The sequence below is a fragment of the Evansella vedderi genome (assembly GCF_030813435.1).
In the GTDB taxonomy this organism is placed as follows: Bacteria; Bacillota; Bacilli; order Bacillales; family Salisediminibacteriaceae; genus Evansella; species Evansella vedderi.
Genome location: NZ_JAUSUG010000032.1, coordinates 28,436 through 48,517 on the forward strand (window position 1 = coordinate 28,436; position 20,082 = coordinate 48,517).

Consider the following 20,082-nt stretch of genomic DNA (forward strand, 5'->3'; position numbering starts at 1 on the left):
TATCCCCCATTAACTTCCTGGTATTAAGCGATCTAAAGATTCTAATACTTGCTCCTCTGTTTTAGCTCCAAGTTGACGTTCCATTACTATACCATTTTCATCTATTAAAAACGTTGTTGGCAAGGTTGCCACACCATAAGCATTAGTAACAAGATTATTCCTGTCAATAAATAAACGATAATTAATGTCAAATCGTTGCTTATGTCTTTCTACTTGAACTTTAGACTCATTTACATTCACAGCTACAATTTCTACACCTTTTTCTCTATAGTCCTCGTAATGATCACGTAAATACTGCATTTTTTGTCGACAGAAACTACAATATGTAGCCCAAAAATTCATATATACACCTTTACCCTTTAAATCATTTAATTCAATAGGGTTATCTTCTAAATCTCTTAAAACAAAGTTTGGGGCAACGTCCCCTTCATCTACTAATCCCCGTTCCGTCGAAAAATGGCTCCAAAAGGTGTATCCAATTGCCGCAACCATGACGATTAATATCACAGAACGGATAATAAGTCTTTTCTGTTTCATCCTTCTCCCCCATTTTACTTTTTAAAGATAATTTTATGTTACCACTATATCCACATTGTTAATAGGTGTTGGCCATTGGTAATTGTGAACATTATGTGACAGCCAATTCCCTTAATTGCTTTACCTCATGTGGTTTTAACTCCCGAAATTCACCAGCATTTAATCCCTTCAAGTTTAAAAAGCCATATTGCTCTCGTTTCAATTTTATTACAGGATGACCAATGGCATCAAACATACGCCTAACTTGACGATTTTTCCCTTCTCGAATGGAGATTTCCACAATGGATGTATTTTTCTTTTTATCCGTACGAGTTACCTTCACCTTTGCGGGCGCTGTTTTCCCATCCTCTAAATGTATTCCCTTCTCTAACTTTTTTAAAGTTTCCCTCAAGGGTATTCCTTCTACTTTTGCAATATAAGTTTTATAAACCTTATACTTCGGGTGCATAAGCATATTTGCAAAATCTCCATCATTGGTTAATAGTATAAGACCTGAAGTATCAGAATCTAATCTTCCAATTGGAAAGATTCTTTTATCCGTTGGAATAAAATCTGTAACCACTTTTCTACCGTGTTCGTCGCTTACACTAGAAATTACTCCAGTCGGCTTATAAAGTAAAAAGTACACTGGTTCTTCCTTGTCAAGGGGCACACCATCAACCACTACTTTGTCGTGTTTCATATCAACCTTTGTTCCTAGTTCCTTTATTTGTTTCCCATTCACATAAACCCTGCCGTCTAAAATCAATTGCTCCGCTTTTCTTCGGGAGGTAATGCCAGATTGTGCAATAACCTTTTGTAACCGTTCCAAGAACCTCACCTCGAGCTCATTATTTTATATCAATTACTATTTTCGTCGAAAAAATAACTTTTTCAAACGTTTATTTTATCTTTTTTTTTATTCCGTTACAAATAAAAACAACTAAAAAGGTGAGTCTAAAGGTATATTTTTAACCTTTAGACTCACCCTTAAATTAAATTATTACAAGAAAATTAATGATACAATAATTATTGAAGCAAGAACACCAATAATATCTGCTAATAATCCTACTTTTAGGGCATCCCCCATCTTTCTTATCCCAACTGCCCCGAAATAAACTGTTAGGACATAAAAGGTGGTGTCAGTACTTCCTTGCATAGTTGAGGCTAGTCTCCCGATAAACGAGTCGGGGCCATGAGTGGCAATCAAGTCACTTGTCATTCCTAGTGCTCCTGTCCCTGACAGAGGTCTAATTAGAGCTAGTGGAACAATGTCTGCTGGAATCCCTATTGCCTGTAACATTGGTCTCATAAGGGAAATAAAAAATTCCATAGCTCCAGATTCTCTAAAAACGGTAATGGCAACGAGCATTCCAACTAAATATGGAATTATTGAAAAGGACATTTGTACCCCTTCTTTTGCCCCTTCTACAAAGGTTTCATAGGTTGGTACTCTTTTTAACGTTCCTGCTACGAGTACTAATGCGATAATTGTAGGGATGATCCAAATAGAAATGGTCGTTACCCACTCCATAGTGCTTCACATCCTTTTTCTCATTCTTCTATAATAGAAAAATCGATCCACTAATATGGCACCCATTGTAGAACAGGCGGTAGCTAAAATGGTTGTTCCGACTATTTCTGTGGGAGACACGGATCCATATTGAATTCTAATGGAGATGACTGTCGTTGGTATTAGTGTAATGCTTGCTGTATTAATTGCTAATAATGTAATCATGGAACGGCTTGCTTCGTCTTTTCCCCCATTTAATCGTTTTAACTCTTCCATTGCCTTTATGCCCATTGGAGTAGCAGCATTTCCTAACCCAAACATGTTTGCACTCATATTTGAAAGGATATAGCCCATTGCAGGATGGTCCTTTGGAATGTCCGGAAAAAGTCTTCGAGCTATGGGTTGTAGTAATCTACTTAAACCCTTTAAAAGACCGGCCTTCTCCGCAATCTTCATTAGGCCCAGCCAGAAAGTAAGGACACTTATTAATCCAATACATATAGCAACGGCTTCCTTTGCCCCTTGAAATATGGCTTCATTCACTTTATCCATTGTCCCGTTAATACCAGCAAAAACCAGTCCGATCACAAATAGGGTAACCCATATAATATTAACCACCAGTTCTCACTCCTGTAGCCATAAACAACTGCTCCAACCACTTTTTCCAAAAGGGTTTCTTTTCCACTATTGTTTCTATATACCTCAATGGGACAGTACCAATAACCTCTTCCCCTAACTCAATTTGGATGGTACCAATTGGATACGGATGACCTTCCTCTTCCCACCGATTATCTGCAGGAGGACGGTATAAAACTAACCTGCTTTTTACCGCATCCATCTCCTCTTTTGTCAATGGGTATTCAAAGGAGTACTCTGCAGTAATTTTACCCTTATAATATTCATCTGGTATTCCGTTGACTTTTCCTTTCTCAATGATTGAAACTACCTCAAAGGTATTGAATCCCCATTCGAATAAACTCATATGGTCATTCCAATCACTCGGGGCATTTATTGTCACAGCTATCAAATCAACACCATTATCCTCTGCTGTTGAGACCAATGTTCTTTTCGCACGTTTCGTATAGCCTGTCTTTCCACCAGTAGATTTACTATATAGCTGAGTAAGTAATCGATTTTTATTATTAAAAACACGTGGGTGTTCATCTTTATTAATGGACCGATAGGATGATGTACCTGCAATTTCCCTATATTCCTCATTTTTCATTGCATACCTTGTTAGTAATGCCATATCATATGCTGTTGAATAATGTTCCTCATGATCATCTAATCCGTGGGGATTAGCAAAAGCCGTATTATTCATACCTAATTCATTTCTTTTTTCATTCATCATGAAAACAAATCCTTCTAAGCTCCCTGCAACATGCTCTGCTATGGCAACTGCTGCATCATTACCGGAACGGAGCATCAAACCGTATACTAAATCACGGAGTTTAATTTTTTCCCCTCCAACCAAATATATTGACGACCCTTCAGTTCCCTCTGCATTTGTAGAAATGGTAACCCATTCGTCCATTTTTCCTGATTCAATAGCCAATATGGCTGTCATTATTTTTGTAATACTTGCAATTCTCATTGGGGTGTGTGCATCTTTTTCAAAAAGAATCCGCCCGCTCTCCTGTTCCATTAGTATAGCTCCTCGTGCAGAAACCCCCCCTGGATATGTAGCGGCATCGCCAATATTTATGTTTGAATAAAAAAAGATTACAGTTACAAAAATAATAAATACTTTTTTTCTCATAATTTTCCTCCGCAATTTCTTTTTGTACAAGTCTATGCAGAGGTTACTAATATATGTCCAACCTAAGGAAGAAGAGTGACTTAAAAACACAAAGAGACCCAAAGAAAATCTGACTTCCGATTCTCCATGGGCCCTTTTTACTTCTTTTATTAAATTTCATCCTTTTGGTTTAAAGATGAGCGCGGCCATAAAACTGAATATAATCGCAGCTGAAATACCAGCACTTGTTACTTCAAAAATACCGGTAATAATACCAATAATACCATAGTTATTTGCCTCAGCTAGTGCACCCTGTACTAAAGAGTTACCAAAGCTTGTAATAGGAACAGTTGCTCCTGCGCCCGCAAAATCAACTAGCCTTTCATAAAGACCAAAGCCTTGTAACACTGCCCCAGAAACAACTAACGTACTCATTGTATGAGCAGGGGTTAATTTCATTACATCCATTAATATTTGACCAATTACACAAATAATACCTCCAACAATAAATGCTGTGACAAAAATCATGTGGTTCCCCCTCCCTGCTATGAACGAATAATTTTTAACCCTTCATATCTTTTTCAATTTTCTTTAACTTCTCTGACAGTTGTTCCTTCGTTATTTTTCCTTCTTTTACTTGCTTTTCCAAAGAAGATATTTCTTGATCTAATTTCTTATCAGTGGAGACATGGATGTTTCCTTTCTCTTCAACGGATTTTGCCCTTTTATGTGCATTTTGACGGATTTCCTGTAAAAATAGACGATCAAAACCCGTTACCGTCAAAGTTATATAAACATCCTTGTCCAAGGAAATTGCCCGGACATTATCCACTTCTTTCATTTTAGATATTTCCGTTTTAATTTCATTTGCTAACTGCTGTGAAACTGTTGGTTTTTTTTCAGTAGTGGATAGGGCTCTCTGTTCACCTTCCGCTGTTTCACATCCGATAAAAAGCAATCCACATAAGAAGAACATACAAAAAGTAATACCCCATTTCTTCATACGTTTGCCCTTCCCCTTCCTTGAGTAATTTTCTAAGATGAAGCAAAATTATATGTAATGTGTTGAGTTTTGACAATTAAATCTTCATAAAAAATTTATCGTGATATTATCATGTGTTTTCCCATTTTTTCTTATGCAGCAAAGCGCAACTTCCTTTTACTGGAAGTTTTAAAAAAAACGATTATACTTGAAATATATATTTGTTATCATAAACAGGAAAGGAGGATTCACATTGGAAGTTATAATACTAGGAGGTATAGGGGTAATATTATTGTTCCAATTTATAATAATTTTATTTGTCCTAAATGTGAGAAACAACATATTGAAACATAATAATAAAAGTAATAATCGGAGCTCCAAATTGGATCGTCAGTATTGGAAAAATGAAGTGAGACGTACAGTAGAATTACAATGTATGATGGTACGAAATGCTATTCAAAAACAGATAGTAGATATTCATATGAAAGAAATTCAAATCGCGCCTAGGTCCTTATCTATTCCTTATAAAACATTAGAGGAAATTTATACAACTGAACAATTAGAAATAATTGTTGAATTTTGGCAATCCTATAATGAATACTTAAATAAATATTGGTTAACTTCATCCCAAAATATCAAATCTACTTTTCCTCAACAACAGGTCAGCCAATTAGTCGCTTCATCCAAGCAATTGACATATCAAATGAATCAATGGATTGAAAAAATTATGGACGAAACAGAAAAAAATTCTTAAGAACAAAAAATATTACAAATGGGTGAGGTAAAGACAATGAACACTAACTTTACTGCATTAACGATTGAACTTGTGGTAGGCTTCATTGCCTTGCTTTTACTTACAAAAATTACTGGCAAAACCCAGATAACCCAATTAACCCCATTCGATTTTATTTCTGCTTTAATCATAGGGGAACTTGTGGGGAATGCCATGTATAATATCGAAATTGGTGTTAATTACGTACTATATGCTATTTTTCTATGGGGTTCGTTAACCTATTTAGTCGAGTGGATAACACTAAAATGGAAAAAAACAAGGGGACTAATTGAAGGTGTGCCCTCTATTGTAGTTCACAGAGGTATAATTGATAGAAAACAATTAAAGAAAAACCGTTTAGATTTAAATCAACTTCAACATCTTCTTAGAGACAAAGGAGTATTTTCCATGCAAGAAGTGGAATATGCTATTCTGGAATCAAATGGGAAGGTAAATGTTTTAAAAAAATTTCCCTATCAGGAAGCAACAAAAAATGATATTCAAATAAAAGGACCTTCTACATCGCTGCCAATAGCTGTTATTAGTGATGGAGAATGGATCGATGAAAATGTAAGGCAAACAAAGTATTCAAAACAGTATTATATTGAGGTACTTCAAAAACACGGTCTTAATGTAAGCCATATTATATTTGGAGAATGGATTGAAAATCAACCTTTATACATACAGATTAATCATCATCCATTTGTAAAAAAAATAGAGTTATAAATGCATTAAAAAACTACGAACTTATGTCCGTAGCTTTTTAATTCAGGCTTTCTCCAAGATCTTCAAAATAACAAACAATTTATTCGAAAAGCTCCTTTAATAAAATTCTTATACTAACCAATTGTTTTTACTTATCTCTAAAAAACGCTTTTCTACAAATGACCAGTTAACTACATTCCACCAGTTATTGATGTACCTCTCACGCTCATTTTCATATTGTAAATAATAAGCATGTTCCCAAACATCAAGTGGTAACAGAGGAATGACATCCCACTGTGATAAGTTTTGATGCTTTTCTGCAGTTAATATTTCTAATCTTCCTGCTTGAGGTGCCCATACTAATATAGCCCAGCCCCCTCCTTCTACATTTTTAGCCGCTTCTGTAAAGTGGTTTTTAAATGACTGAAATCCGCCAAAATCTTGATCTATTTGTTTAGCTAACTGTCCTTTTGGTTTGCCGCCGCCTTTTGGAGACATAACCTCCCAGAATAATGAATGTAAATAATGGCCAGCACCGTTAAAGGCAAGCTCCCTTTGCCAATGCTTTATTTCTTCAAATTTAGTTTTTCTCTGCTCCTGTAATTTTTTCTCCGCTTTGTTCAATCCATCAACGTATGATTGATGGTGCTTCTTATGGTGTAACTCCATAATCCTCCTGTTAATATAAGGTTCTAACTGATGATATTCATAAGGAAGTTTCGGCAATTTATGTTTTCCAACAGGTATTCTTTTTGTTCTTTGTACTTCCTCTTCGGTACGGTTTGAATGTTCATAAGCTAAATATAAATCTTCTGCTTCCCTTTGGAGCTGAACTAATTTCGTCATATCCTTTTTATCACGTTCATATAATCGGTCTAACAAGGTGTTTGCTTTACTGATCAACTCTTCGTGAGCATCATTTCCCCCTACCTCCCTAGAAAAACGCTCTAGCCAAACAATTAACTCCTTAGAATATTCATTTTCTAAAGACAAACCTTTCCCCTCCCTTTTATTCATTCACTTACTATCCTATGCCTAGAATAGAAATGATTGATAAAAAAGATATAAAAAAAGATGTCTTAGTTCCTATTCCATTGTAATCTCTTGAATTGGTCTATCTGAAAATACGAATCAGGTTGTGCATTCGCATATTCGCATGTTCATGTCCAATAAAAAAGGCAGCACCCTTTTTTACTCATTTGGATGCTGCCTTACATATCATTACATTATTATAATTTAAAATTTTTACGAAATTACTCACCTTTTTGACGCATTTTAGTTCGGTAATCCGTTTCGTAATATTCCAGTTCTTCTCGTACTTCTTGTAATGGACCTTCAATTGCTTTAACTAATTCCTTTAACTGTTCAGGGACTGTTACTCGGAAACGAATCGCATTTTTTCCTGTATAAGCTGCCCTGCTATCCTCATACCAAACATCTAATCTTGGTTGGAAGAATTCTTCTACACATTGGTGGAATATCCAATATAAAGTCTTTTCAGCAGCACCCTTACGAAAGGTTTCACTACGTAAAATTAAATAGCCAGATTCTCGTCCTTCATCAAAGTATACTAAGATTCTTCGAAATTGATCTAATATGTCCCTATAATCCTCTTCAGAATTATCTTCTCCACCTTTTTTCAAGGACTCTAACGTTGTTGAATTTAAGAACGTCCTTAATTGTTCGGACACCTTTTCTAATTTCTCCAGTGTAAAGGCTAATTGTTGTTGAACTAAATCATTCCCCATTATTAAATTCCTTCCTTTCTGTAATTTCAATAGGCTGTGCTTCTTCCATAGATGAAGCTATTTGTTCTTGGAATTTAGAGAAAAATAAATCCACTTCTTCCTCCACTTCCTCTTTTGGTACTGAGTCGGGAAGAGGAGGTAATTCTTTTGTGGATCTTAATCCAAATTGCTCTAGAAAATCCTTCGTTGTTCCATATAGTATTGCTCGACCTGTACCATCTACTCGTCCAACCTCTTTAATCAATGATTTAGCGGTAAGGGTTCGAATGGGCCTTTCAGATTTAACCCCTCTAATATCTTCTATTTCTAAACGGGATATTGGCTGTTTATAGGCGATAATAGCTAATGTTTCAAGAGCTGCTTGGGACAGGGTAGTGGACGATGGCGATTGAACTAGTCTTTTAAAATAAGGGGCATGCTCTTGTTTTGTTGTAAACTGGTAGCCACCAGCGATTTCAACTATTTGAATTCCCCTTGAGTCAGAGGAATAGACTTCCATCAGTTCAGCCATATAAAATTTGACTGTCTTTCTGTCCAGTTGAAGTACTTCCATAATTTGCTTCTCATCGATCCCCTCTTCACCAGAAACAAAAAGGAGACCCTCGATGACAGCTTTAATCTGATGACTTTTCAAATGTATGTTCCCCCTTTTGATAAATCATGATGTCATCGAAATTATCTTCTTGATTACATACGATTACGTTTGCTTTCATTAGTTCTAATAATGCCAAAAAAGCGATAACAATATGATGCTTTTCTTCCCTTTCAAAAAGTTCAGAAAACCTCCTTTTACCGTGATGACGGCTTAACTCTGTCATTATTTGAGCCATCTTTTCATCAATAGGGATTTCCTCACGCTGTATTTTTGAATACACTGGTTCTGTTTTCTTTTTCCGCTTCATCATCCTTTGAAAAGCCTGCAGCATATCATAAATAGATACATTTATATTTGGTCCATTTTCTGAATCAGTAGAATCCTTTAAAAACGGTGTTAAGTCTGACATAGGCTTAGAGAATAAATCACTCCTTACCCTTTCCCGTTCCTTTAATTCTCCTGCAGCTTCTTTAAACTTTTTGTACTCTATTAGACGGTACATAAGCTCTTCTCTTGGATCATCGGTTTCATCATATTCAAATTCATCCTCCCCAAGTTCTTCTTCCTGAGCAGGTAATAGCATCTGACTCTTCATATGTAGTAACGTAGCCGCCATAACTAAGTATTCACTGGCTATGTCTAATTGAAGAAATTGCATCGTATGAATATAGACCATATACTGTTCCGTAATTTCTTTTACAGGAATATCATATAAGTCTAAATCATTTTTTTGAATTAAGTGTAATAATAAATCTAAAGGACCTTCGAATGTTTGAAGTTTTACACTATACTGCATCGTCTCACCATTTTCTATCTTACTAACAAAATTATATCATATACAAGCACTTTTTACGGCAGATTCATAAAGGATTTTACGTAAGTCTGTTGAATAAATTTATGGTAGGCTAAATATGTATTGATATATCATTAATTGGAGGCTTCTATGACAAAGTATCCGAAAGCTTATGTTGATTATTTAATTGAATTTCATGGAACTAGGGACTTATTTGAATGCCACGAAATTATGGAAGAGTATTGGAAAGAAAATGGGGAAAAACAGTGGTTAGTTTTAATTCAACTTGCTGTTGCTGTTTATCATGAACGTCAAAAAAATTTTCCTGGCAGTCTACGTTTATATAAAAAGGTCTTAAATTTCCTAAAAAATGATAAAAAGAGTTTCTTAGAGCTCGGTATTGATTCTGACGTACTTGAGGAATTAGTTATCAAACGAATAGAAAACATGGAAAAAGGAGTTAGCTATAGGCCATTCAATCTTCCAATTACCGATCAAGTACTATTAGATCGTTGCAAGGAATTATGTAAAGAAAATGGCTTGACGTGGTGCTTTGAAGAAGATATAGATAATGAGTCCTTAATTTTTCGCCATAAACTCCGTGACCGAAGTGACGTAATTAAAGAGCGATTGGATTCTTTGCAGGAAAAGAAAAGAGAAAGGAAGGGGTAAAATCCCTCCTTTCTCTTTTTTCGCGGGCAACACGAGGTCCCCACCTTCACTTCTCCAAGCATTACACATAACAACAAAGTTTATGAAACAACCTATTTATTGAAAACTCTTCGTTAAATTCGCCATTTCAATTGCTGCTGTTGCAGCTTCCCATCCTTTATTTCCTGCTTTTGTACCTGCTCTTTCCACAGCTTGCTCAATCGTATCCGTGGTTAAAACGCCAAATATTACTGGTACTCCACTGGAAAGAGAAAGGGATGCAACTCCTTTAGAAACCTCGCTGCACACATAATCAAAGTGTGGTGTAGAACCACGGATTACAGTCCCTAATGTAATTACTGCATCATAATTACCTGAATCCACCATTTTTTTTGCTATTAGTGGAATTTCGTAAGCCCCTGGTACCCATGCCACATCTACATCATCCTCAGATACACCATGGCGTTTTAATGCATCCTGGGCTCCTCCAAGAAGCTTGCTCGTAATGAATTCATTAAACCTTCCTGTAACAATTCCTACTTTTAATCCTGTTCCTATTAAATGACCTTCAAATACTTTTCCCATGTCCTTTTCCTCCTCAGTTAATTGCTTTCTAAAAGATTGTTTGTTACTAGGAGTATATACTGTAGCTTGGATATTCTACAGGCGGATCAATTACGCCTAAAGGCGCCCACGTCCTGCGTCTGCGATTACTCGACGCAAACTACTCGAGGAAGCGTGTCTCTGGTCCCGCTTGTGGGAAACGGCGTAATGTCACCGTCCTGGTTCCGCGGGCAACGCTGGAGTCGCCGCCTTCCACTTCCCAAGCTTTTCTACAAAGTAACAAAGTTTACAAAACATCTTATATTAAAAGTGTAGTAAGTGTCCTAGTTTTTCTTTTTTGGCTTTTAAATAGCGTTCATTGTCTTTAGAATATGGTAGTTGTAGAGGTACGCGTTCTACCACTTCAAGGTCGTATCCTTTTAATCCTGTAATTTTTCTAGGGTTATTTGTTAACAGCTTCATTTTACGAACACCAATATCCCTTAAAATCTGTGCCCCAATACCATAGTCCCTAAGGTCAGGAGCAAACCCTAGCTTTTCATTAGCTTCAACTGTATCATAGCCTTCCTCTTGTAGCTTATAGGCTTTCATTTTGTTTAATAAGCCTATTCCCCTTCCCTCTTGTCTCATATAAAGGAGAACACCTTCACCCGCTACATCAATTTGCTTTAAGGCAGCGTGCAGCTGCGGACCACAATCACAACGGTGAGATCCAAAGACGTCCCCTGTTAAACACTCCGAATGCACCCTTACAAGTGTCGGCTTTTCTCCTTTGATATCTCCTTTCACTAAAGCAACATGCTCCTTGCCGTCAACAATATTGCTATATCCAATGGCCCGGAAATCTCCGAATTCTGTCGGTAATTCAATTTCCACTTCCTTTTGAACAAGCTTATCTTTACGATTGCGATATTGAATCAGATCTTTAATAGTGACCATTTTCAACTCATGCTCATCAGCGATTTTCCTTAATTCTGGAACTCTTGCCATCGTTCCATCTTCATTCATTACTTCACAAATCACCCCAGCTGGCTTCGCACCACACATTCTTGCAAGATCCACAGCCGCCTCCGTATGCCCTGCACGGCGTAATACTCCACCATCCTTTGCTATTAACGGAAAAATATGCCCTGGCTTCTTAAAGTCGGAAGCTTTCGTTTTATCATCCACAAGGCTCATGATCGTTAATGACCTTTCAGGAGCAGATATACCAGTTGTGGAAAACTTATGGTCTATACTTACAGTAAATGCAGTCCCGTGAGGATCTGTATTATGATCAACCATAGGTACTAAGTCCAATTGCTCTGCCCTTTCTCTTGTAATAGGAGCACATACTAGTCCTCTTCCAAACTTCACCATAAAGTTAACAACCTCTGGAGTAGCCTTTTCAGCTAACGCTACAAAATCCCCTTCATTCTCCCGATCCTCATCATCACAAACGATAACACATTTTCCTTGCATTAATTCGTATATTGCCTCTTCAATCGGATCAAACATTGTTCTTCTCCCCTTTTTTTCAATTAAAAACCATTTTCCTTTAGAAAATCTTCCGTTATGTGATTGGATTTCGATTCATTAGACATGGTCCGTCGTGCAATAAGCTCTTCTATATATTTTGCGAGCATATCACATTCCACATTCACTATATCACCAGGTCCTTTACTACCAATAATCGTTTCTTCTATGGTGTGTGGAATGATCGAAATGGTAAAGGTATCCTCTGTCAACCCAAATATGGTTAAGCTTGTTCCGTCAACAGAAACACTTCCCTTAAGGATCATGTATTTACGTAAATTGGAAGAAACTTCTATTTCATAATAAACGGCATTATGTTCCCTTCGCTTTGCTTTGATTGTGCCGATTCCATCTACGTGACCGGAAACAAAATGACCCCCGAATCGCCCATTAGCAGACATGGCTCTTTCAAGATTCACCTTAGATCCAATTGACAATTCCCTCAAGCTAGTATTTCTTACGGTTTCTGGCATTAAATCGACGGTAAACGCCAGTGAGTCAAAGGATGTTACGGTTAAACAAACGCCGTTAACAGCGATACTATCTCCTAAATGTACATCGGATAATATTTCCGATGCTTCTATTTTCATTACAATGGCATCGCCCGTTTGCTTTATTTGTTGAATAGTCCCCTTTTCTTCAATAATCCCTGTGAACATTTAATTCACCCCCCTCGATAAAACAAGTTTAATATCTTTACCAATTCTTTCTATATTTTCGACAGATAACTTTGGAGCATCTTGCAAGCTAGTGATCCCTATACCTGAAAAGGATGAGAGGGCATCTCGTCCTCCGATCAGCATTGGTGCTAAATAAACTACTACCTGTTGAAATTCCCCAGAACGGAGGAAGGAGTCATTAATACTTCCTCCCCCTTCCACAAGGAGAGAACTGATTTCCATTTCCCCTAAATAGGAGAGAACAGACGGGATAGAAATCTCTTCCTCTTCCATGGTAATTATTTTTGCCCCTAAAGATGATAATTGACCGACTTTTTGTTTGTCAGCTTTAACTGTTGTAAAAATCCACGTTGGAGCAATGTTGTCCGTAAGTAATTTTGCATCAACAGGAGTTTTTAAATGGTGATCTAAAATGATCCTTATAGGGTGCTTCCCCCCACCTTCTATTCTTGTTGTTAATGATGGGTCATCCTCCAAGACAGTGTTAACTCCCACAAGAATAGCATCATGCTCGTGTCTTAAACGATGAGCATCCATTCTAGATTCTTCGCTGGTAATCCATTGACTTTCGCCTGTTGACGTTGCTATTTTACCATCTAAACTAGTTGCAGATTTTAGAGTTACAAAGGGCTTCTTTGTTTGTATAAAGTGGTAAAACACTTTGTTTAAGTCATCTGCCTCTGCCTTCATTAGACCTTCAACAACTTCAATGCCTGCCATTTTCAGTTTTTCTATACCTTTCCCAGCAACTTTCGGATTAGGATCGGTTGTGGCAACAAATACTTTTTTTAGTCCAGCTTCAATTACTGCATCTGCACATGGAGGGGTTCTACCGTGATGGGAGCACGGCTCCAACGTAACATACATAGTTGCTCCCTCCGCTTTTTTTCCAGCCATAGCTAGTGCATGGCGCTCCGCATGAGGTTCTCCCGCCTTTAAATGTGCACCAAACCCTATTAATTGGTTGTTCTTTACAATGACTGCCCCAACTAAAGGGTTAGGTGTCGTTTGACCTTTAGCAGTCTTTGCTAATTCAATTGCCATTTGCATGTATTTATTGTCCATGAATAGACACCTCATTATTACCTATTTTAAAACGTAAAAACCCCTGAAGGGAACCATTGCCTTCAGGGGGATAAGGTTAGAGAAAAGAAGTTTTTTTCCTACTTAAATAAACTGGTTCATGTCCTATAATTTGACCAGTCACCTGTCTCATTAACGGAAATATTCTCCATTTACTAAAAATGGACAGACTTATCCCATTAATAAAAACTTCATTTTTTCACCGATGTCCCCTTCTCCCATCCAGACTATACTGTCGGCCCTGGTTTCACACCAGATCCACCGTCACTCTATGAGTGCCGGGTCACGGGCTTAGAAGTTAAATATAACTTCATCACCGCCGGTTGGGAATTTCACCCTGCCCCGAAGGTTCGGTTTATATAATTATGTTCGAATGCTCACAAATGAATTACATATGATTAGACAAAACTAATTGATTTGATAGTAACATTATTTTCTAGAAAAAAGCAAGAGTTAGAATTGTGACGAAGCTTTGACAAACTGGATAATTTAAAAGAGGCTGGGACTAAAGTATTTTTACGAATAAGAAATCCGAACAAACTAGATGTAGGTGTAATCTACCCGCTTCGGAAATATACTTCGCTACGATAATACATTGTTCGTATTTTCATCTAAACACTTTAGTTATGTCCCAGCCTCTTTTAAAAATTATTCTTCGTCGTAAACCTTCACTTCTACCATTACGTCCCCTTGCTTAATGTTGTATACGGCATCCATACCTTCGGTAACTTGTCCAAAAACAGTGTGAACACCGTCTAAATGTGGTTGTGGTTCATGGACAATAAAAAATTGGCAGCTTCCTGTGTCTTTACCCGCATGGGCCATTGATAATGCACCTGCCACATGCTTGTGTGGATTTCCTTCTGTTTCACATTTAATTGTCTTTCCGCTTCCTCCGGTACCATTCCCCCTTGGGCATCCCCCTTGAGCAACAAACCCTGGAATTACACGATGGAAAGTCAATCCATTATAAAAGCCTTCATTTGCAAGGTTTTCAAAGTTTTCTACTGTTCCTGGTGCTTCATTTGGATAAAACTCAATTTGGATTTTATCTCCGTTTTCCATTACAATTGTACCTTTTTTCATAAAAGTAAATCCTCCCATTTTATGTATTGTGATATACATCTACTTTATTGTACATTAAACGACACTATAAAGAAAACATCAGGAGTGTCAAAAGAAATTATTAACCTTTGACACTCCCTTTCAACTAAATTTTTGCCTTTGCTTTTTTACGATAAGAAAATTCGTTTTTCACTAAATCCTCATAAGATTCTCGTTTAATTACACAATTCGCTTCTCCATCTTCCACAAAAATTACAGGTGGACGTAGAATTCGATTATAGTTATTTGCCATGGAGTAGCCATAAGCACCGGTGGACGATACAGCAAGAAGGTCACCGATTTCCACTTTAGGAAGGTCGATATCCCAAATTAGCATATCTCCACTTTCACAGCATTTCCCAGCGATAGACACCTTTTCTTCATTAGTTGCATTCATTTTATTTGCTACAACAGCTTCATATTTCGCTTGGTACAATGCAGGGCGAATGTTATCTGTCATCCCTCCATCCACTGATACGTAGGAACGAACTCCCGGGATATCTTTTCTAGACCCGATGGAATAGATTGTTGTCCCTGCTTCCCCAACTAATGCTCTGCCTGGTTCAATCCATATCTCAGGAATAGCTAGTTCTGCAGATACAGCTTGTTTCTTCACGGAAGAAATCATAGCATCTACATAGTTCTCCAATGGAAGTGGTTGATCTTCTTTTGTATATCGAATACCGAATCCACCACCTAAATTCAACACCTCTGGTTCAAAATTCAATGACTTTTTCCATTGAATTAAAAATTTGTAGATTTCATTAACGGCAGAGGTAAATCCATCTGTCTCAAATATTTGGGAACCAATGTGTGAATGGACCCCCTTAATTTCAACATATTCATGAGCTTGAATTGTTTTTATGGCTTGCTCCGCTTGCCCACTTTGAATATCGAAACCAAACTTTGAATCTTCTTGTCCGGTAGATATATATTCATGTGTATGTGCTTCAACCCCTGGTGTAATACGTATAAGAACATCCATTTTTTTCCCAAGGGATTCGGTGATAGCCATTAACCAAGTAAGCTCCGTAAAATTATCTACAACTATACATCCAATTTCTTCACGAACAGCCATTTCTAATTCTTCAGGGGATTTATTATTACCGTGAAAGTGAATTCTTCCCACTGGGAATCCTGCTGTTAATGCAGTATATAACTCTCCACCAGAAACTACATCTAAGCTTAAGCCTAGTTCATCTACTAACTGAATCATAGCGATGCAGCTAAATGCTTTACTCGCATAAGCTACCTGATAGTTCATGTTGTGCTTTTCAAAGGCTTTTTTAAACTGATTTGCACGTGAGCAAATATCTGCTACGTCATAAATATATAGTGGTGTACCATACTTATCAGCAAGCTCTGTTGTATCCACTCCGCCGATTTCTAAATGCCCCTGTTCATTTATTTTACTTGTACCATATAAACCCATTATTCTTCTCTCCTCGATAAGCTTTCTTGCTAACCTGTGCAAGTAGAGTTAACTTTACTATATCTTTTATCATCGAAAAAAGGATAACGGTGTGATTATCCGTTATCCTTGTTCCTCGGATAGTTCTTTAACATTTGTTTGCTATATAGAATAACATAACTTCCTCATTGTTTCAATGGTTTTAAGCCGGTCCTTGTCTAACACTATCCTGCGGTTTAACAATACTTGGTCGACGTCTTTTGAGTGGAATACCTTGTCTAATGAGAACATCTAGACAAGCAATAGGGTAAAATGGTAAGAAAGGCCATAAGTAAGGAACATTTAACGTACGAAGTGAAGCTAAAATAATGATAATGAGGGTCGTCCCAATAATAAATCCTGGCGCTTTGAAAAAGAATACCACTACTAGTAAACCTAGTCGGAGGATTTTTAAAGCTAATGCCAATTCATAACTAGGAGTAGCAAACATACCAATGGCCCCTACTGCTACATAAAGAATAACTTCAGGCACCAACAAACCAACTTCTATTGCAATTTCACCAATTAACAAGGCTGCAACTAAACCAAGGGCTGTTGCAAGTGGTGACGGTGTATGAATGGCGGCCATTCTCAACAGTTCAATTCCCAACTCAGCAAAAAATATTTGAGCAAAAATTGGAATATTCGTTGTTTCATTTGGTCCTATAAATTCTAGACCTTCTGGTAATAGAGTTGGTTGCATGACCATGAGTAACCATAAAGGTAAAATGAACATGGATAAGAGCATTCCGGAAAACCTTACCCATCGTAAAAAGGTTCCCACAAATGGGGCTTGTCTAAATTCCTCTGCATGTTGAACATGGTGAAAAAACGTTGTAGGTAAAATAATTACACTTGGTGAAGTATCTACAAATATCACCACATGTCCTTCTAAAATATGAGTGGCTGCTACATCAGGTCTTTCAGTGTACCTAACTACCGGGAAGGGGTTGCTCCCTTGTTTCACTAAATACTCTTCCACCACTTTATCAGACATAGTTAGACCATCAATATCGATAGCTTCTAATTCTTTTTTTACTATTTTTACTAAATTAGGATCTGTAACACCATCGATATAGGTAATACAAATGTCTGTTTTTGACCTTCTCCCAACCCTCATCATTTCATTTCGTAATCTTTCATCTCTAATTCTTCTGCGAGTAAGGGCTGTATTTATAATAATGTTTTCTGTATATCCATCACGACTGCCTCGAACAACTCGTTCTGTATCCGGTTCTTCAGGTCCTCTAGTAGGGTAACTTCTAACGTCAATAACGATTGCGTCAGATTCCCCTTCAATATAGACAATGATCAACCCAGCCAATAATTGACCAATAGCATCATCTACTGTCTTCACATGCTCCACTTGCACATGTGTTAGTCTATTTTCAATTTGTTCCCTTGCGTCATTTTTTTTCCGTTCATTAGCATCTAAGAACATTAATTCCTTTAATAATTCAATGGTATATTGAATGTCACACAAACCATTAACAAAGTAAAATTGGATTTCCCTATCCAATATGTATAATTTCCGAATGCCTACATCAAAGCTTGTTCCAATACCTATTCTCTCCGAGAAGTTCTTTTCATTTTCTCTAGCATTCCGAGATATAGGTTGGTTTATCTTATCATGTACCGGATCCATTTGTTCTGCTCCTTTCTAAAATTAATTCTATAGCTAATTTCGTTATTGGAGCTCCCTTCTCAATGGAATCACGTCCACCCATTTTTCCAAGATCACCGACACCTACGATTAAAGGAATGGGAAGCTCGTCCAATACGGATACAGTATCCCCCCTTATCCTTCCTACAGCTGTGTCGATAATTCCACCTTTATCCACTCCATACTCCGTAAGGACCCCATTTCGGTCAATAGATACATTTACTCTTGTCCATTCACGGGAATAAGATTCTGACGCCACAGCAATTGCACCCAATATTTCAATATCAGGCGAATTCACGACTTGGACTAAAGCAGATTCTCCTGGTCCCTTATTGGGATAGCCACAATCATCAAATAACACAAGAACTATTTCCTTGTCTGCACCTTTGATGAGTTTAACTAATTGCTCACCGGAGATTTTAGAGGGATTCCCCCCTGATTCTGCTACAAAATAAAGATCTAATGATTTCGCCGCTAACTCTACCGCCCCTTTAGCTGACTCATCTCCGTCAGTGATTAATATAACCCGCTTCTTAGAATTCATGTAAACTAATCGCCCCTTATAATTTTTAAAGAGTCTTAAAACAAAGATTGGTGCATTTATACTTAGGGAACAAAAAAGATCCAATGGTAAAGGGAACCGACTGTTTTCCCTAGAACAATAGCCCATAACAGCCAATGGATGGTTTGCTTCATTCCGATTCGCTTCGCTAGAATTGGGAATACATTCAACACTTCAGCTAAAGCTGCAGCAAGCATTCCTATAAAAATACCGCAGGCAAGTCCCACAAGGATAAGAACACCATTTGATAGACCAAAGGACGGGTCTCCTAAACTAAACCATACTCCTGATATTGCTCCAAAAACGATTGCAAATTCATATGCAGTCAGTAATTTTACTGTTTTCGTTAAATGAGCTAGTCTTGGGACAATTCCTAATACAGTTAGAAATGCTACAAATCCACTCCCAACAGCAAGTCCCCCTGATAAACCAATTATTATAAGGAGAAAGATACTAACCATCTCTATCCTTCCAAGCATCGTTTTCGTACACGGATACATATCTATCCATATTTTCTTCGTAATTAAACATTTCCACTTCCATTGGACTTGGTTCCTCCATAATACGTTTACGAAAAACATGATTAAAAAACAGGACCATACCTAATCCAAGGCCTAATGAATAAGGAATTTGCAACCATAAAGGATGCTCTGTTTCCGCCCCGGTAATAACCTCACTAATTTTAACGTGAACCTCTCGCATACTTACATCTTCATGGAAGTTCATAATTGCGAGTCCAGCACCAATAAATAATAGGAGCCAAACAAGTAGAAATAATATCGGTCTAAATGGTTTGACTTTTTGTTCCAAATAAATAACGGTTTGCGTTGGACCAATTACTTGAATGTCAACCCCTTGGCTATATTCTTGAATGATCCGTACTACCATCATAGAGTCTATAACCTTTAATATCTTATCTTCCACTGTTAGTGTACAAATAGGAAGATTCTTGACACTCTCCGCCTCTATTCCCACACTAATTATTTGGGCAATATCCTTTAAATATACGGTTTCATTAGGCATCCCCCAATGACGGCTTTTCAATCGAAAGTATATTCTTTTATCCATCGAAAAACCTCTTTCCTTTTATAACTTATAATTTCTCTTAGTATGAGGAAGGAGCTACAGTTCCATGCATTGAAATACTAATGAAAAGACTGTTTTTAGATGATTGCTGCTTTTTTATAAGGAAATTTATCATTCGACTCCATTACAGGCGGACCAATTACGCCTAAAGGCAGCATACGTCCTATGGGCAACGGCGTAATGTCACCATCCTGGCTCCCGCAGGCAACACTGGAGTCGCCGCCTTTCTCCTTCTAGATAAAAAAACAATATATGCTAAAGAAGCCAAGAACAAAAGCGCAAGCGCCTTGTCCACGAGCGACCAGCAAATGCATCTGCCCGATAAAAAGTGCTTTTTACTTTTAATCGGGCAGATCATTTGA

Annotated in this window: 25 protein-coding genes and 1 riboswitch; of the genes, 3 read left to right on the forward strand and 22 right to left on the reverse strand. The window is 37.4% G+C overall.

Features of this window, described 5'->3' with window-relative positions; all coding sequences use genetic code 11:
* Positions 1 to 9: 9 nt before the first annotated feature.
* The 7 genes from resA to J2S74_RS25185 form a co-directional block, all read right to left on the reverse strand.
* Complete coding sequence (gene resA, locus J2S74_RS25155; RefSeq protein ID WP_307331813.1) at positions 10 to 537, reverse strand: thiol-disulfide oxidoreductase ResA; 528 nt, start codon at positions 535 to 537, stop codon at positions 10 to 12.
* Between the two features lie 91 nt (positions 538 to 628).
* The gene (locus tag J2S74_RS25160) at positions 629 to 1,348 is read right to left on the reverse strand and encodes a pseudouridine synthase (protein WP_307331816.1); all 720 of its coding nucleotides are present in this window, start codon (positions 1,346 to 1,348) and stop codon (positions 629 to 631) included.
* Between the two features lie 171 nt (positions 1,349 to 1,519).
* On the reverse strand, positions 1,520 to 2,050 hold the full coding sequence (locus J2S74_RS25165) for a spore maturation protein (protein ID WP_307331820.1): 531 nt from the start codon (positions 2,048 to 2,050) through the stop codon (positions 1,520 to 1,522).
* A 6-nt stretch (positions 2,051 to 2,056) separates the two neighbouring features.
* Positions 2,057 to 2,647: a nucleoside recognition domain-containing protein gene (locus J2S74_RS25170; RefSeq protein ID WP_307331823.1), complete on the reverse strand. Its 591-nt coding sequence runs from the start codon at positions 2,645 to 2,647 to the stop codon at positions 2,057 to 2,059.
* Complete coding sequence (locus tag J2S74_RS25175) at positions 2,640 to 3,788, reverse strand: D-alanyl-D-alanine carboxypeptidase family protein (protein WP_307331826.1); 1,149 nt, start codon at positions 3,786 to 3,788, stop codon at positions 2,640 to 2,642. The genes J2S74_RS25170 and J2S74_RS25175 overlap by 8 nt, the downstream gene beginning before the upstream one ends.
* A 156-nt stretch (positions 3,789 to 3,944) precedes the next feature.
* Positions 3,945 to 4,295, reverse strand: a complete 351-nt coding sequence (gene spoVAE, locus J2S74_RS25180; protein WP_307331829.1) for a stage V sporulation protein AE — start codon at positions 4,293 to 4,295, stop codon at positions 3,945 to 3,947.
* Between the two features lie 34 nt (positions 4,296 to 4,329).
* Positions 4,330 to 4,770, reverse strand: a complete 441-nt coding sequence (locus J2S74_RS25185; protein WP_307331832.1) for a YhcN/YlaJ family sporulation lipoprotein — start codon at positions 4,768 to 4,770, stop codon at positions 4,330 to 4,332.
* Positions 4,771 to 5,002: 232 nt separating this feature from the next.
* Between J2S74_RS25185 and J2S74_RS25190 the strand changes: the two genes are divergently transcribed.
* Positions 5,003 to 5,503 (forward strand): hypothetical protein, encoded by a 501-nt coding sequence (locus tag J2S74_RS25190; RefSeq protein WP_307331834.1) that lies wholly within the window; start codon positions 5,003 to 5,005, stop codon positions 5,501 to 5,503.
* 36 nt (positions 5,504 to 5,539) lie between these two features.
* Complete coding sequence (locus J2S74_RS25195) at positions 5,540 to 6,247, forward strand: DUF421 domain-containing protein (protein WP_307331836.1); 708 nt, start codon at positions 5,540 to 5,542, stop codon at positions 6,245 to 6,247.
* Between the two features lie 108 nt (positions 6,248 to 6,355).
* Here J2S74_RS25195 and J2S74_RS25200 read toward each other — a convergent pair whose 3' ends face one another.
* From J2S74_RS25200 to J2S74_RS25215, 4 genes are all read right to left on the reverse strand, one after another.
* A complete protein-coding gene (locus J2S74_RS25200; protein WP_307331838.1) occupies positions 6,356 to 7,219 on the reverse strand; it encodes a superoxide dismutase in 864 nt (287 codons plus the stop codon).
* A gap of 260 nt (positions 7,220 to 7,479) precedes the next feature.
* The gene (locus tag J2S74_RS25205; protein WP_307331841.1) at positions 7,480 to 7,974 is read right to left on the reverse strand and encodes a DUF3907 family protein; all 495 of its coding nucleotides are present in this window, start codon (positions 7,972 to 7,974) and stop codon (positions 7,480 to 7,482) included.
* The gene (gene scpB, locus J2S74_RS25210) at positions 7,964 to 8,608 is read right to left on the reverse strand and encodes an SMC-Scp complex subunit ScpB (protein WP_307331844.1); all 645 of its coding nucleotides are present in this window, start codon (positions 8,606 to 8,608) and stop codon (positions 7,964 to 7,966) included. The genes J2S74_RS25205 and scpB overlap by 11 nt, the downstream gene beginning before the upstream one ends.
* Positions 8,589 to 9,365, reverse strand: a complete 777-nt coding sequence (locus J2S74_RS25215) for a segregation/condensation protein A (protein ID WP_307331846.1) — start codon at positions 9,363 to 9,365, stop codon at positions 8,589 to 8,591. Before J2S74_RS25215 ends, scpB begins: the two co-directional genes overlap by 20 nt.
* Positions 9,366 to 9,512: 147 nt before the next feature.
* Here J2S74_RS25215 and J2S74_RS25220 point away from each other — a divergent pair, with 147 nt between their 5' ends.
* Entirely contained in the window at positions 9,513 to 10,034 is a 522-nt protein-coding gene (locus J2S74_RS25220; protein ID WP_307331848.1) for a DUF309 domain-containing protein, read from the forward strand.
* Between the two features lie 96 nt (positions 10,035 to 10,130).
* On the opposite strand, the gene ribH is transcribed toward J2S74_RS25220, so the two are convergent.
* The 11 genes from ribH to J2S74_RS25275 form a co-directional block, all read right to left on the reverse strand.
* Complete coding sequence (ribH, locus tag J2S74_RS25225) at positions 10,131 to 10,598, reverse strand: 6,7-dimethyl-8-ribityllumazine synthase (protein ID WP_307331851.1); 468 nt, start codon at positions 10,596 to 10,598, stop codon at positions 10,131 to 10,133.
* Positions 10,599 to 10,880: 282 nt separating this feature from the next.
* Positions 10,881 to 12,074 (reverse strand): bifunctional 3,4-dihydroxy-2-butanone-4-phosphate synthase/GTP cyclohydrolase II, encoded by a 1,194-nt coding sequence (locus J2S74_RS25230; protein WP_307331853.1) that lies wholly within the window; start codon positions 12,072 to 12,074, stop codon positions 10,881 to 10,883.
* Positions 12,075 to 12,097: 23 nt separating this feature from the next.
* A complete protein-coding gene (gene ribE, locus J2S74_RS25235; RefSeq protein WP_307331856.1) occupies positions 12,098 to 12,751 on the reverse strand; it encodes a riboflavin synthase in 654 nt (217 codons plus the stop codon).
* Positions 12,752 to 13,837 carry a bifunctional diaminohydroxyphosphoribosylaminopyrimidine deaminase/5-amino-6-(5-phosphoribosylamino)uracil reductase RibD gene (gene ribD, locus J2S74_RS25240; RefSeq protein WP_307331858.1) on the reverse strand — a complete coding sequence of 362 codons (1,086 nt, stop codon included), beginning with the start codon at positions 13,835 to 13,837 and terminating at the stop codon, positions 12,752 to 12,754.
* Between the two features lie 224 nt (positions 13,838 to 14,061).
* A riboswitch (FMN riboswitch) is annotated at positions 14,062 to 14,209 on the reverse strand.
* Positions 14,210 to 14,503: 294 nt separating this feature from the next.
* On the reverse strand, positions 14,504 to 14,941 hold the full coding sequence (locus tag J2S74_RS25245) for a peptidylprolyl isomerase (protein WP_307331861.1): 438 nt from the start codon (positions 14,939 to 14,941) through the stop codon (positions 14,504 to 14,506).
* A gap of 124 nt (positions 14,942 to 15,065) precedes the next feature.
* Entirely contained in the window at positions 15,066 to 16,391 is a 1,326-nt protein-coding gene (lysA, locus tag J2S74_RS25250) for a diaminopimelate decarboxylase (RefSeq protein ID WP_307331864.1), read from the reverse strand.
* A gap of 181 nt (positions 16,392 to 16,572) precedes the next feature.
* Positions 16,573 to 18,054 (reverse strand): spore germination protein, encoded by a 1,482-nt coding sequence (locus tag J2S74_RS25255; RefSeq protein ID WP_307331867.1) that lies wholly within the window; start codon positions 18,052 to 18,054, stop codon positions 16,573 to 16,575.
* On the reverse strand, positions 18,038 to 18,616 hold the full coding sequence (gene spoVAEA, locus J2S74_RS25260; RefSeq protein WP_307331870.1) for a stage V sporulation protein SpoVABEA: 579 nt from the start codon (positions 18,614 to 18,616) through the stop codon (positions 18,038 to 18,040). Before spoVAEA ends, J2S74_RS25255 begins: the two co-directional genes overlap by 17 nt.
* Positions 18,617 to 18,678: 62 nt before the next feature.
* Positions 18,679 to 19,095 carry a stage V sporulation protein AB gene (locus tag J2S74_RS25265; protein WP_307331873.1) on the reverse strand — a complete coding sequence of 139 codons (417 nt, stop codon included), beginning with the start codon at positions 19,093 to 19,095 and terminating at the stop codon, positions 18,679 to 18,681.
* On the reverse strand, positions 19,088 to 19,702 hold the full coding sequence (locus tag J2S74_RS25270) for a stage V sporulation protein AA (RefSeq protein WP_307331877.1): 615 nt from the start codon (positions 19,700 to 19,702) through the stop codon (positions 19,088 to 19,090). Before J2S74_RS25270 ends, J2S74_RS25265 begins: the two co-directional genes overlap by 8 nt.
* A 181-nt stretch (positions 19,703 to 19,883) precedes the next feature.
* A partial coding sequence (locus J2S74_RS25275) for a hypothetical protein (RefSeq protein WP_307331880.1) occupies positions 19,884 to 20,082 on the reverse strand: 199 nt, incomplete at its 5' end.